Origin of the sequence: Caballeronia sp. GACF4 (assembly GCF_023631025.1) — a bacterium.
In the GTDB taxonomy this organism is placed as follows: domain Bacteria; phylum Pseudomonadota; class Gammaproteobacteria; order Burkholderiales; family Burkholderiaceae; genus Caballeronia.
Window position 1 is genome coordinate 693,964 of sequence record NZ_JALQDW010000002.1, and the last position, 12,120, is coordinate 706,083.

At 63.0% G+C, this 12,120-nt stretch carries 13 protein-coding genes and 1 tRNA gene; 10 read left to right on the top strand and 4 right to left on the bottom strand.

Annotation, left to right across the window (positions count from 1 at the left end; all coding sequences use genetic code 11):
- Positions 1-13 precede the first annotated feature (13 nt).
- Together NCR40_RS03230 and NCR40_RS03235 are read right to left on the bottom strand one after the other, a co-directional pair.
- A complete protein-coding gene (locus tag NCR40_RS03230; protein WP_250463660.1) occupies positions 14-439 on the bottom strand; it encodes a hypothetical protein in 426 nt (141 codons plus the stop codon).
- 194 nt (positions 440-633) lie between these two features.
- Positions 634-1,548: a LysR family transcriptional regulator gene (locus NCR40_RS03235; RefSeq protein WP_250508694.1), complete on the bottom strand. Its 915-nt coding sequence runs from the start codon at positions 1,546-1,548 to the stop codon at positions 634-636.
- 117 nt (positions 1,549-1,665) lie between these two features.
- Here NCR40_RS03235 and speB point away from each other — a divergent pair, with 117 nt between their 5' ends.
- A complete protein-coding gene (speB, locus tag NCR40_RS03240) occupies positions 1,666-2,655 on the top strand; it encodes an agmatinase (RefSeq protein WP_250508695.1) in 990 nt (329 codons plus the stop codon).
- Between the two features lie 13 nt (positions 2,656-2,668).
- On the opposite strand, the gene cytX is transcribed toward speB, so the two are convergent.
- The gene (cytX, locus tag NCR40_RS03245; protein WP_250491962.1) at positions 2,669-3,973 is read right to left on the bottom strand and encodes a putative hydroxymethylpyrimidine transporter CytX; all 1,305 of its coding nucleotides are present in this window, start codon (positions 3,971-3,973) and stop codon (positions 2,669-2,671) included.
- A 186-nt stretch (positions 3,974-4,159) separates the two neighbouring features.
- On the opposite strand from cytX, the gene NCR40_RS03250 reads away from it, so the two are divergent.
- The 3 genes from NCR40_RS03250 to NCR40_RS03260 all read left to right on the top strand — a co-directional run bounded on the left by NCR40_RS03250 (position 4,160) and on the right by NCR40_RS03260 (position 7,220).
- The gene (locus NCR40_RS03250; protein WP_250508696.1) at positions 4,160-5,476 is read left to right on the top strand and encodes a replication-associated recombination protein A; all 1,317 of its coding nucleotides are present in this window, start codon (positions 4,160-4,162) and stop codon (positions 5,474-5,476) included.
- Positions 5,477-5,710: 234 nt separating this feature from the next.
- On the top strand, positions 5,711-7,009 hold the full coding sequence (serS, locus tag NCR40_RS03255; RefSeq protein ID WP_250508697.1) for a serine--tRNA ligase: 1,299 nt from the start codon (positions 5,711-5,713) through the stop codon (positions 7,007-7,009).
- 120 nt (positions 7,010-7,129) lie between these two features.
- Positions 7,130-7,220: transfer RNA gene (locus tag NCR40_RS03260), tRNA-Ser, on the top strand.
- Between the two features lie 98 nt (positions 7,221-7,318).
- Here NCR40_RS03260 and NCR40_RS03265 read toward each other — a convergent pair.
- Positions 7,319-7,696: a hypothetical protein gene (locus NCR40_RS03265; RefSeq protein WP_250463679.1), complete on the bottom strand. Its 378-nt coding sequence runs from the start codon at positions 7,694-7,696 to the stop codon at positions 7,319-7,321.
- 244 nt (positions 7,697-7,940) lie between these two features.
- Between NCR40_RS03265 and map the strand changes: the two genes are divergently transcribed.
- The 6 genes from map to NCR40_RS03295 all read left to right on the top strand — a co-directional run bounded on the left by map (position 7,941) and on the right by NCR40_RS03295 (position 12,103).
- The gene (gene map, locus NCR40_RS03270) at positions 7,941-8,723 is read left to right on the top strand and encodes a type I methionyl aminopeptidase (protein WP_250508749.1); all 783 of its coding nucleotides are present in this window, start codon (positions 7,941-7,943) and stop codon (positions 8,721-8,723) included.
- A gap of 217 nt (positions 8,724-8,940) precedes the next feature.
- Entirely contained in the window at positions 8,941-9,465 is a 525-nt protein-coding gene (locus NCR40_RS03275; RefSeq protein WP_244827335.1) for a GNAT family N-acetyltransferase, read from the top strand.
- A 118-nt stretch (positions 9,466-9,583) separates the two neighbouring features.
- Complete coding sequence (minC, locus tag NCR40_RS03280; RefSeq protein ID WP_250463682.1) at positions 9,584-10,366, top strand: septum site-determining protein MinC; 783 nt, start codon at positions 9,584-9,586, stop codon at positions 10,364-10,366.
- A gap of 79 nt (positions 10,367-10,445) precedes the next feature.
- Positions 10,446-11,261: a septum site-determining protein MinD gene (gene minD / locus NCR40_RS03285; RefSeq protein ID WP_244827337.1), complete on the top strand. Its 816-nt coding sequence runs from the start codon at positions 10,446-10,448 to the stop codon at positions 11,259-11,261.
- A gap of 9 nt (positions 11,262-11,270) precedes the next feature.
- Positions 11,271-11,525, top strand: a complete 255-nt coding sequence (gene minE / locus NCR40_RS03290; protein WP_244827338.1) for a cell division topological specificity factor MinE — start codon at positions 11,271-11,273, stop codon at positions 11,523-11,525.
- A gap of 269 nt (positions 11,526-11,794) precedes the next feature.
- On the top strand, positions 11,795-12,103 hold the full coding sequence (locus NCR40_RS03295; RefSeq protein WP_250508698.1) for a YXWGXW repeat-containing protein: 309 nt from the start codon (positions 11,795-11,797) through the stop codon (positions 12,101-12,103).
- Positions 12,104-12,120: the final 17 nt, after the last annotated feature.

Sequence of the window (12,120 nt, forward strand, 5' to 3'; positions counted from 1 at the left end):
TTGGGCGCCCGGCTTATTGATAGTCGGTGACGACCGTCACGAGCGCTGTCGATGGCGCTGACATGGACAGCACGCCGCCTGTCGCGCCGACGTGAAACGTGCCATCGCTGCCGCGTGCGGTCTGACGTCCGGCGCCATCGGCGAAGCGCGCGTACACGCTGCCGGCAATGGCGACGCGTGCGTTCGGCGCGTCGGTTGGCGGCGGCGTGAAGTGCACCGAGACCGTCTGGTCGCTCGCATGGTTCGTCGCCGAAAAAGTTGCGGACGTTGCCGCCGTCGATGTCGATACGCCGAACGGCGGCGCCACCAGCGCGCCCCGGAATGTGATCGTGCCACCGGGCATCGTGTACACCGGGGCGGATACCGCATAGGCGCTCATCACGGCGAGCGCCGCTGCCAATCCCACCCGGCGTGTTTCTCTCAGCTTTGCTTGGTCCATCTTTTCCCCCGTTGAAAAGTCCGTGTTTCGCGTGACGTGATTAAGCAAATCCGATCATTCGGCTTATTTTTGAGATAACGCGATTAGCTTGGATATTAGGAGAAATCGTGTCGGTCGAGTGATTGGCTTTTGCTAATTGCTCGCGGAAATCGATGCTTGTCGAATAAGCATGCGTACTGCTTATTTAGCTGCGTCTAAGCAGTGTGAGCGGCGGTCATGTCCTCGATGAATGCATCGACGATATCGTTCTTCGCATTGCGCGAGCCGCGTCCACGCTCGGCGCGCACGACCATGTGAAACGCCACGCGATAACGCATGAACTCGGGATTCAACGCGGCGAGCAAGCCGTCTTTCACATAAGGCGCGGCGAAATGCTCCGGCAGATAACCGAGATGCCGCCCGGATAACACGAGCATGGCGACGGCTTCCATGTTGTCCGCGACCGCGCCGATAGTGCGCGGCGTGAGCTCGCCTGCTTCGGGCAGCGGATAGCTTCGCCACGCCCACGCATGCTCGGCGGCATCGTCCGGACTCACATTGCCCGCGTGTGCAAAAAGCGGATGCTCGCGCGCGCAGTACGCGAACTGATCTTCGGCAAAGATCTGCGTGTATTCGAGCGACGGCACGCGATGCCAGAAGTAGCCGATCGCCATCTGAATGCGGCCGGCAAGCAGCATTTCCTCGAGTTCGCCTGGCGAGCGGACGAGCACGGATAGGCGCACCGATTCGTCGCGTCGCCGGAAGCGCGCGATCGCCTCGCTGATGCGCGCATTCGCGCTCACCGGCGTGTTGCCGATCATCCCGAGCGTCAGCGTGCCGACGAGTTTTCGGCCGACATGGCGCGCGGTGGAATCGAACGTTTCGACAGCGGCGAGCAACGCTCTGCATGCATCGACGAATTGCTCGCCGCGCGAAGTGAGTGCGAAACCGCCGCGTCCGCGCTCGCAAAGCCGGTAGCCGAGGCGCGTTTCGAGCGTCGCGAGTTGCGTGCTGATGGTCGACTGGCCAACATTGAGCGTGGCCTGCGCGGAGGAAACGCCGCCTGCATCGACGATGGCGAGAAACACGCGTATGAGCCGCAAATCCAGATCGGACAGATGAGTGAACACGCGCGCCGCCTATACATCGGTTGGAATCGATGTGAAGTTGTTTTCGTCGCCATTTTAGCTTGGGTCAAAAGCGCGTACTAATACGCCATCTTTGGCTCAACGGGAACATTTGACACCATGAATACGTCTTCGCTCTTTACGCCTGCCGAACACTTTAACGCCGAGCGTCCGCAACCGCTTTCCGGCAATCAGATGCCGCGCTGCGGCGGCATCACCACGATGATGCGTCTGCCGAACGTGCCGACGGCCGCCGGTCTCGACGTGTGTTTCGTCGGCGTGCCGTTCGACCTCGGTACGTCGAATCGCACGGGCGCGCGTTTCGGCCCGCGTCAGGTGCGCAGCGAATCGGTACTGCTGCGCCCTTACAGCATGGCGACGCGCGCCGCGCCGTTCGACTCGCTGCGCGTGGCCGATATCGGCGATGTCGCGATCAATCCGTACAACCTGCTGGATTCGATCGACCGCATCGAGCGCGCATATGGCGAGATCCTCGCGCACGATTGCAAGCCGATCACGCTTGGCGGCGATCACACCATCGCGTTGCCGATTCTGCGGGCGATCCACGCGAAGCACGGCAAGGTCGGGCTCATTCACATCGACGCTCACGCCGACGTCAACGACACCATGTTCGGCGAGAAGATCGCGCACGGCACGCCGTTTCGCCGCGCGGTGGAAGAGGGCTTGCTCGATTGTGGGCGCGTCGTGCAGATCGGCCTGCGCGGCACAGGCTACGAGGCGAGCGATTTCGACTGGTGCCGCGAACAGGGCTTTCGCGTCGTGCAGACGGAGGAGTGCTGGAACAAGTCGCTCGCCCCGCTGATGGCCGAAGTGCGCGAACAGATGGGCGACGGGCCGGTATATATCACCTTCGACATCGATGGCATCGATCCGGCGTTTGCGCCCGGAACCGGCACGCCGGAAATCGCGGGTCTGACGGTGCCGCAGGCGCTGGAGATCGTGCGCGGCGCGTGGGGCTTGAATATCGTCGGGGCGGATTTGGTGGAGGTTGCGCCGCCGTACGATCCGTTCGGAACCACGGCGCTGCTCGGGGCGAATCTCGCGTTCGAATTGTTGTGCGTGTTTCCGGGCGTCGAGCGGCGCGCGTGAATCGGGCGAGACGTTACGAAGCCAACGCCGCCCGCCGCGTCGAAACCAGCAGCAAGTAGCAGACGGCGCCCAACGCAAGCGATGGCAATGTCGCGCCCAGATTCGGCAGCCACTGGTTGATCGCGTGATAGGCCGCGATTCCGATCGCCCACGCGACAAAGGCGCTCACGTGCCAGCCGCCCGAATAGCCATAGCGGCCGACGGACTGGCCGAGCGCGGCGAGATCGACGCGGCGTTTTCTCACGATGAAGTGATCGGCCAGCACCACGCCGAAGAGCGGCGCGAACACCGAACCGATCAGCAGCAGGAAGTTCTGATACTTGCCCATGGCGACGGCGAGCGCGACCAGCGTGCAGAGCGCGCCGAACGCGGCGGAAAGCACGGGTACGCTCACGCGCGCCCAGAACGTGCCCGTCGAGACGGCGGCGGAGTGGATATCGGCGAAGGCGTTGTCGATTTCATCGATGAGAATCAGGAGCAGCGCAATGCCGCCCCCCGCTTGCGCGAGCGCGATGGTGAGGAGCGCATCGCCGCCGCCCGCGGCCAGCCCGTACACCGCGCCGAGCGCGTAGAACCACAGGTTCGCGATGCCGTAGCCGAGCAGCGTGCCACGAAACGAGCCGCCCGCGCTGCGGGAAAAGCGCGTGTAATCGGCAATCAGCGGCAGCCACGAAAGCGGCATGGCAACGACTAGATCGATCCCCGCGCCGAACGCCAGCTCGCCGGTGCCAGGACGCGCCAGCAGCGCGGCCAGATCCTGCTTGGCCAGCAGATTCCACGTGAGCCAGCCCGCGCCCGCGAGCAAAAGCCAGATGCCCCAGGTACGCAGAAAGCGCCGCACGAAGGACAGCGGACCGCTCACCGCGAGCAGCGTGGCGAGCACGCCGAAGATCACGGTCCAGACGAGCGGCATCGACAGATTGAAAGATTGTTTGGCGAGCGCGTCCGCGGAATCGCGCATGACGATGATTTCGAACGAGCCCCAGCCGACCAGTTGAACGGCGTTGAGCACGGCAGGCACCGACGCGCCGCGCACACCGAGCGTCGGGCGCAGCGAGGACATGGCGGCGAGCCCCGTGTCCGCGCCGACCACGCCCGCGAGCGCGAGCAGCACCACGCCGATCACCGTGCCGATGACGATTGCCACGAGTGCGTGCGGCAGCGACAGACCCGGCACGAGCAGCGCGCCCGCCTGCGCGACCAGCAGGCCGATGCCGAGCGAGAACCACAGCGCGAAGGCGTCGCTGGTGCCGAAGGCGCGCCGTTCGGGCGGCACGGGAATGAGCGGGGCGTAAGTCGACGTGTCCTCTTGCTGCATCGGATTTGATCCTTATCTTGTCTGTTCGTGGTTTGTCCGAAGCCGTCGCTCGCGCGCGAGCATCGGCTGTCATAATGACCCGGATTTTGCGGCCACGCGGAGCAATGCGCTAGCTCTGCCGTTCGGCATAGGCAAAAATGCGTCCGGTGACCCGGCCGTCGGCGCCTCACCTTACTCAGCAAGCACATGTTCGAAGAAAACCGTGGCACCGTCCCGCTCGCGGAACGCCTGCGCCCCCGCACCATCGACGACGTGATCGGGCAGAAGCATCTGCTCGGTCAGGCGAAGCCGCTGCGCGTCGCGTTCGAATCGGGCGAGGCGCATTCGATGATCCTCTGGGGCCCGCCCGGCGTCGGCAAGACCACGCTCGCGCGCCTCATGGCCGCTGCCTTCAACGCCGAGTTCATCTCGCTTTCGGCGGTGCTCTCGGGCGTGAAGGATATCCGCGAGGCGGTCGAGACGGCGCAGATTCATCGCGCGAACGGGCGCCAGACGCTCGTGTTCGTCGATGAAGTGCATCGCTTCAACAAGAGCCAGCAGGACGCGTTCTTGCCGCACGTGGAGTCGGGCCTGTTCGTGTTCGTCGGCGCGACGACCGAGAATCCGTCGTTCGAAGTGAATAGCGCGCTGTTGTCGCGGGCCGCCGTCTACGTGCTGAAAAGCCTGGACGCCGACGAGTTGAAAGAACTGCTGGAGCGCGCAAGCACTGAACTCGGCGGCCTGACCTTCACCGACGAATCGCGCGACGCGCTGATCGGTTCCGCCGATGGCGACGGCCGCAAGCTCCTGAATAACCTGGAAATCGTCGCACGCGCGGCCGCGCAGCAGAAGCAGACGCACGTGGATGGCGCGTTGCTCGGCAGCGCGCTCGCCGAAAATCTGCGCCGTTTCGACAAAGGCGGCGACGCGTTCTACGACCAGATCAGCGCGCTGCACAAGTCGGTGCGTGGCAGCAATCCGGACGCCGCGCTGTACTGGTTTTGCCGCATGATCGACGGCGGCGCGGACGCGCGTTATCTGGCGCGGCGCATCGTCCGGATGGCCTGGGAAGATATCGGTCTTGCCGATCCGCGTGGCGCGCGCATCGCGCTCGATGCCGCCGAAACTTACGAGCGGCTCGGCTCGCCCGAGGGCGAACTGGCGCTCGGGCAGGCGCTCATTTATCTGGCGGTCGCGCCGAAATCGAACGCGGGCTACAACGCGTATAACGAGGCACGGCGCTTCGTCGGCAAGGATCAGTCGCGCGGCGTGCCGGTGCATCTGCGCAACGCGCCGACGAAGTTGATGAAGGAGCTCGGCTACGGCCACGAGTATCGCTACGCGCACGACGAACCGGACGCCTATGCCGCCGGTGAAACCTATCTGCCGGACGGCATGCGCGACCCGCACTGGTATGCGCCGACGCCGCGCGGGCTGGAAGGCAAGATCGGCGACAAGCTGTCGCGTCTCGCGGAACTCGATGAAGCCTGGCGGCGCGAGCACAAGGATGAGAAGAAGCGGTAAAGGGTGTTGCACGCCGGCGGGTGCTTCGTTTCACTCGCACCGCCCGCCTGTTTCATCGAGCGAATCGAAGCGGCACGCGCCGGCCGTAACCGGTGCGTTAGACTTCACAGCTACTGGCGGCGCGCCTTGCCGCAAATATCGGCGGTGCATGATCGCCTGAACGCCAGCCACGGCCGCGCCCGATGCGTGCGCTAAAATCGTCGTTTTCGAATACTTAACAAAAGCATCCCCGACATGCTCGACATTCAACACCTCCGTAAAGACCTGGACGGCGTCGCGAAGCGCCTCGCCGACCGAGGCTACACGCTCGACGTCGCCGCCTTCGCCGCGCTCGAAGCCGAGCGACGCGACATCCAGACCCGCACCGAAGAACTTCAGGCGCGCCGCAATAGCCTGTCCAAACAAATCGGCGCGATGAAAGGCCGTGGCGAGGACACGTCGGCGGTGATGGCGGAAGTAGGCGGCATCGGCGACACGATGAAGGCATCGGCGACGCAACTCGAAAACGTGCAGAAGCGTCTGTCGGACCTGATGCTGACCGTGCCGAATCTGCCTCACGAAAGCGTGCCTGTGGGCAACGACGAGAAGCAGAACGTCGAATTGCGCCGCTGGGGTTCACCGCGCGCGTTCGATTTCGAGGTCAAGGATCACGTCGATGTCGGCGCGCCGCTCGGCCTCGATTTCGAAACCGGCGCAAAGCTTTCGGGCGCGCGCTTCACGCTCTTGCGCGGGCCTATTGCGCGGCTGCATCGCGCGCTCGCGCAGTTCATGATCGACACACACACCGAACAGCACGGCTATACAGAAGCGTACACACCGTACATCGTGAATCCTGAGATTCTCTACGGTACCGGACAGTTGCCCAAATTCGCCGACGATATGTTCCGCGTCGAGAAGGGCGGCGACGAAAACACGATCACGCAGTACCTCATCTCCACCTCGGAGATTTCACTCACGAACACCGTGCGCGACAGCATCCTCGAAGCGAGCGCGCTGCCGGTGAAGCTGACGGCGCATTCGCCGTGCTTCCGTTCCGAGGCGGGTTCATATGGACGCGACACGCGCGGCCTGATTCGCCAGCATCAATTCGATAAGGTCGAGATGGTGCAGGTCGTCGCGCCCGAGCACTCGTACGCCGCGCTCGACGAGATGGTCGGGCAGGCCGAAACCATTCTGCAGAAGCTCGAATTGCCGTATCGCGTAATCACGCTTTGCACGGGCGACATGGGCTTTTCGGCGGCGAAGACCTTCGACCTCGAAGTGTGGTTGCCGGCGCAAAACACTTATCGCGAGATTTCGAGCTGCTCGAATACCGAGGCCTTCCAGGCGCGACGCATGCAGGCGCGCTTTCGCAATGCGCAAGGCAAGCCGGAGTTCGTGCATACGCTCAACGGCTCGGGTCTCGCGGTGGGACGCACGCTGGTTGCCGTGCTGGAAAATTTCCAGAACGCGGACGGCTCGGTGACCATTCCCGCGGTTTTGCGCCCTTACATGCGTGGCGCGGAGCGTATCGAGGCGCCGGCTGTGGTCTGACGTTTATTTTTAAAAAGGGTCTTGGAAAGCTCGAACGACTTCGTTATACTTTCGTTCTTCGCTTGGCAACGACCCGCTTCGCGAAGGCCGGCAAAGCCTTTAAGGCCCAGTCTGGTAGACGGAAAGGTGGCAGAGTGGTCGAATGCGCTGGACTCGAAATCCAGTGTACAGTTTTGCTGTACCGTGGGTTCGAATCCCACCCTTTCCGCCAAGATACTAAACCCCGCAAGTCGTGAGACTTGCGGGGTTTTTCGTTGGGGGCCCGGTTTCGTTCAAGGCCTTCGCATCACGTCGGCATCACGTCGTGCATCACGTCGTGCATCGCGCCACATCGAACCTCAGTTCGGGCTCCGGCAACCCGCTGTAGTCATCCACGGATCGCTGCACCTTCACCTCTGTTCCATACGCGGATGGCGTCAAGGTCACGAGCCACGCGTTCGGTCCGACGACGAGCTCCGTCGCTCCTTGATTGCGCACCGTCTGCACCGAAGGCAACCTGCCTTCGAGACAGCCTGATATATCCGACGCACGCCGCGCCGATGAAACATGAATCACGGGCTTCGACGCTCTCAGCTCCGGGCCACTCGTCGAACTGCAGGCAGCCAGCACGGACAAGACCGCGGTAACGGTACAAACGGCATAGACGGAATAAACGGCACGAGCAGCATTCAGGCGATGCAGGTTCATATCTTCAGGCTCGGGTTCTCAAGTGCGAATGCGGGTCACTAGACCACAATCGCGCATCGATCACAAGACCGCACGGCGCGATCGCAAACGCCCGGTGTCGCCACGAAACGCAGCACGCATGCGCCTTTCCAAAGAGAGAGGGCCGCACGAGAGTGCTATCATCGGCCCCAATGTCCTCGTGCACGGCGCGCCCCAAGCGGCGTTTCTCGCGCCACGCACGCAGGCGCGACGAACACATCTGCCAATGGCCATTACGCTCAAGACACCCGCTGACATCGAGAAGTTACGCATCTCCGGCCGCATGGCCGCCGAAGTCCTCGCCATGATCGGGGAACACGTGCGCCCCGGCGTCACCACGGACGAACTCGACGCCCTCTGCAACCGCTTCATCGTCGATGAACTGAAGGCCGTGCCGGCGAACGTCGGCTACATGGGCTTTCCGAAGACGGTCTGCACGTCGGTGAATCATGTCGTCTGTCACGGCATTCCCGGCCCGAAAGAACTGAAAGACGGCGACATCATCAATATCGACGTGGCCATCATCAAGGACGGCTACTTCGGCGACACGAGCCGCATGTACTACGCCGGCACGCCGAACAAGGAAGCGCGGCGCCTCACCGAAACGACCTACGAAGCCATGGTCGCGGGCATCCGCGAAGTGCGTCCGGGCGCGACGCTCGGCGACGTCGGCCACGCAATCCAGACGGTCGCGCACCGGGAAGGCTTTTCGGTGGTGCGCGAGTACTGCGGTCACGGCATCGGCCGCGTGTATCACGAAGATCCGCAAGTGCTGCATTACGGCCAGCGCGGCACGGGTCTGCGGCTCAAGGCCGGCCTTGTCTTCACCATCGAGCCCATGATCAACGCGGGCCGTCCCGCCACGCAGCAGTCGCGCGACGGCTGGACGGTGACCACGAAGGACCGCTCGCTGTCGGCGCAGTGGGAACACATGGTCGCGGTAACGGAAGACGGCTTCGAGTTGCTTACGCCCTGGCCGGATGGCGTAGGCGCCTACGCCGCGCCGTAAAGAAGCGCGCGAGTACCGTTTGCGCGCGCCGTGATGGTGCGTGAGCGGCGAGAGCGCGTCTGCATGTGCGCTGTAAAGCACTATCCGAGAAGAAAGAATTGACGGGTACGCCCGTTCGGTTGAAGCTACGCGAATGGCCCGAATACCGGAAAGGCCCGAGCGCCTTCGAGGCAGAGAAGCCAGAGAGCCAGAGAGAATTTGCCTGCATGAGCCCCGCATGAGTCCCTCACTGACCGTCAACCGAATCGCCTCGCAACAGGGCGCGGTATTGCGCGAGCTGCGCACGTCGTCGCTGCGCGAAGCGCCCTATGCGTTCGGCGAGACGCTGGAAGATGCGCTGCGCGTCGAACCGCAATCGTTCGACGACACCGCCGCCGAGCACGCGCATTCGCCTCGCGTCGCGACCTTCCTGCTGTACACGGAAGGGCATCCCTGCGGGCTCGTACATGCGTATGTCGAGGAAGCCGGATCGGCGCGGGCCTTCGTGGCGGCGCTCTGGGTCGCGCCGGCAGTGCGCCACCTGCGTGGCGGCGAGTTGCTCGTGAACGCCGCGTCGCACTGGCTCGCGGCGCAGGGCGCATCGGAAGTGCATGCGTGGATCGCCGACGAAAACCGCACCGCAATGCGCTTCTACGAACGTCTGGGCTTCGGCCCCACGGGCGATCGCCGCACGATGTCGTCGCACGAACAGGAGCACGAACTGCTCTACGTGCGCCACGTTCAGCGCGAGACCGGCGCGTAAGTCTCGCTTCACCCTTCCTTCGCGCGTACTCATCGTTTCCGATAGCTGAAACGGGCCGTAAAAAGTATGGCCGCGCGCCCACACGCCTGTAAAATACGCAAAAATTTTGGCCGTTCCTATGTCGCTCAACAAAACGCCCTTCTTCGAACTGCGCAGCGGCTCCGTCGACACGCTCTACTTCGTCGTCAAGACTCCAGACCTCGATGCCCTGCGCACTGAACTCACGCGGCGCTTCGAGGCGACTCCCGAATTCTTCGCGGGCGACGTGGTCGCCATCGACGTGCGCCGGCTCGCCGAGAAAGCCGAAGGCGGCGAAGGCGAGCGCGTCTCGCTCGCGGAATTGGAGACGCTACTGAAGAGCGTGCGCATGCGGCCCGCGGGCATCGTCGCGTTGCCGGTGCAGCGCTGGGCAATTCAATGGGCAAGCGAGGGCGGCTTGCCGGTCCTCGAAGCGCGCGACCGGCGTGGCGCGCCGAAGCCTTCGGTCGATGAGGCCAAGCCTAACGTCGAGGCCGCCGCGGCGATCGAAGCAGCAGTCGCCATCACGCCGCCGCCCGCGCTGCCGCAGCCGTCGACCATCATCGACCGGCCGTTGCGCTCGGGTCAGCAGGTCTACGCGAAGGGCGATCTCATCGTGCTCGGGCTTGTGTCGTACGGCGCCGAGGTGATCGCGGAAGGCAATATCCATATCTATGCGCCATTGCGAGGCCGCGCGCTCGCAGGCGTGCACGGCAATCACGACGCGCGGATCTTCTGCACTTGTCTCGAACCGGAACTCATCTCCATCGCGGGAATCTACCGGACGACCGAGAACCCGCTCTCGCCCGATGTGCAGAGCAAGCCGGTGCAGATCTGGCTGGACGAAGAAAAACTGATGATCGAACCGCTGCGGCTGACCTGACGCCGCGCGCCCGATGCCCCTTGGCGCGCGCTCGATTAAGCAACGCGACGGACCTATTTGACGAACACAAGGTACTTGTATGGCAAAAATCATTGTGGTGACTTCGGGGAAGGGCGGCGTCGGCAAGACGACCACCAGCGCGAGCTTCGCATCGGCGCTCGCATTGCGCGGCCACAAGACGGCCGTGATCGACTTCGACGTCGGTCTGCGCAACCTCGACCTCATCATGGGTTGCGAACGCCGCGTGGTGTACGACCTCATCAATGTGATCCAGGGCGAGGCGAACCTGCATCAGGCGCTCATCAAGGACAAGAAGCTCGAGAACCTTTACATCCTTCCGGCGTCTCAAACGCGTGACAAGGACGCGCTCACGCTCGAAGGCGTGGAGAAGGTGATCGACGAACTGAGCAAGATGGACTTCGAGTACATCATTTGCGACTCGCCGGCGGGTATCGAGTCGGGAGCGCTCATGGCCATGCACTTCGCGGACGAAGCGCTTATCGTGACGAACCCGGAAGTGTCGTCCGTGCGCGACTCGGACCGTATCCTCGGCATTCTCGCTTCGAAGACCAAGCGCGCGATCGAAGGCAAGGACCCGGTCAAGGAGCATTTGCTGATCACGCGCTACAACCCGAAGCGCGTCTCCGAAGGTGAGATGCTGTCGTTGAACGACATCCAGGAGATCTTGCGGATCGAGCTGATCGGCGTGATTCCGGAGTCGGAAGCGGTGCTGCATGCATCGAACCAGGGCTTGCCTGCGGTGCATTTGGACGGCACCGACGTTGCGGAATCGTACAAGGACGTGGTGTCGCGTTTTCTCGGCGAGGAAAAGGCGCTGCGCTTCACGGATTATCAAAAGCCAGGGCTGCTGCAACGTATCTTCGGCACCAAGTAAGGGGACGCAATGTCGATTCTTTCGTTTTTGCTGGGCGAGAAGAAAAAGTCCGCTGCGGTCGCGAAGGAACGCTTGCAGTTGATCATTGCGCACGAGCGCGCGGGTGGCAAAGCCGCCGCCGATTACCTGCCGGCGTTGCAACGGGAACTCGTTGCGGTGATTTCGAAGTACGTGAAGATTACTGACGACGATATTCGAGTGAGCCTCGAACGTCAGGACGATCTCGAAGTGCTGGAAGTGAAGATCGAGATACCGCCGGCATAACGCCGGGCTTGTGTATCGAGATGAACGTATGAAGCCAGGATCGGGCGATCCTGGCTTTTTTCATGGCGACGTTATCGTTTGCGCGCGGCTTCAAGTGCGCGTCGGCTTTCATCAATATTCGGTTGCACTTCGGTCATCTCGTAATCAGACGTTTGTCTTCCTTTTGACCACGTCGCGCATTGAACGGACATCGGCAGCAAGGTTGCGTTGCCGACATGAAAATCCGCGCCACCCGGCGCGTTCAATGTCCTGGAATACGAGGTCCAAGCATGAAAACTTCCGTTCGCCATTTGCTCGCTTCATCCGCGCTTATTGTCGCTGGCGCGCTCACCGTGACCGCGGCATCGGCCGAAATCGTGATCGTGGCGCCTAGCGCGCCGCCCGCGCCGCGCCATGAGCCGGTGCCGCCCGCACGCGCGGGTTACGTGTGGGATCAGGGTCACTGGAACTGGGAACACGGCCACTACGTCTGGGCGGACGGCCATTGGGAAGCCGAGCACGTCGGCCACCACTGGGTGCCGGCCGTTTGGGTGGAAGATCACGGCCAGCATCGCTATGTGGCAGGGCATTGGGACTGATCGGCGCGTAAGGCTGA

What these genes read in the sequence shown, in the direction of transcription:
- NCR40_RS03230 (WP_250463660.1), bottom strand. Translation starts at nt 439, where the DNA reads ATGGACCAAGCAAAGCTGAGAGAAACACGCCGGGTGGGATTGGCAGCG.
- speB (WP_250508695.1), top strand. Translation starts at nt 1,666, where the DNA reads ATGAATACGTCTTCGCTCTTTACGCCTGCCGAACACTTTAACGCCGAG.
- cytX (WP_250491962.1), bottom strand. Translation starts at nt 3,973, where the DNA reads ATGCAGCAAGAGGACACGTCGACTTACGCCCCGCTCATTCCCGTGCCG.
- NCR40_RS03250 (WP_250508696.1), top strand. Translation starts at nt 4,160, where the DNA reads ATGTTCGAAGAAAACCGTGGCACCGTCCCGCTCGCGGAACGCCTGCGC.
- serS (WP_250508697.1), top strand. Translation starts at nt 5,711, where the DNA reads ATGCTCGACATTCAACACCTCCGTAAAGACCTGGACGGCGTCGCGAAG.
- NCR40_RS03265 (WP_250463679.1), bottom strand. Translation starts at nt 7,696, where the DNA reads ATGAACCTGCATCGCCTGAATGCTGCTCGTGCCGTTTATTCCGTCTAT.
- map (WP_250508749.1), top strand. Translation starts at nt 7,941, where the DNA reads ATGGCCATTACGCTCAAGACACCCGCTGACATCGAGAAGTTACGCATC.
- NCR40_RS03275 (WP_244827335.1), top strand. Translation starts at nt 8,941, where the DNA reads ATGAGTCCCTCACTGACCGTCAACCGAATCGCCTCGCAACAGGGCGCG.
- minC (WP_250463682.1), top strand. Translation starts at nt 9,584, where the DNA reads ATGTCGCTCAACAAAACGCCCTTCTTCGAACTGCGCAGCGGCTCCGTC.
- minD (WP_244827337.1), top strand. Translation starts at nt 10,446, where the DNA reads ATGGCAAAAATCATTGTGGTGACTTCGGGGAAGGGCGGCGTCGGCAAG.
- minE (WP_244827338.1), top strand. Translation starts at nt 11,271, where the DNA reads ATGTCGATTCTTTCGTTTTTGCTGGGCGAGAAGAAAAAGTCCGCTGCG.
- NCR40_RS03295 (WP_250508698.1), top strand. Translation starts at nt 11,795, where the DNA reads ATGAAAACTTCCGTTCGCCATTTGCTCGCTTCATCCGCGCTTATTGTC.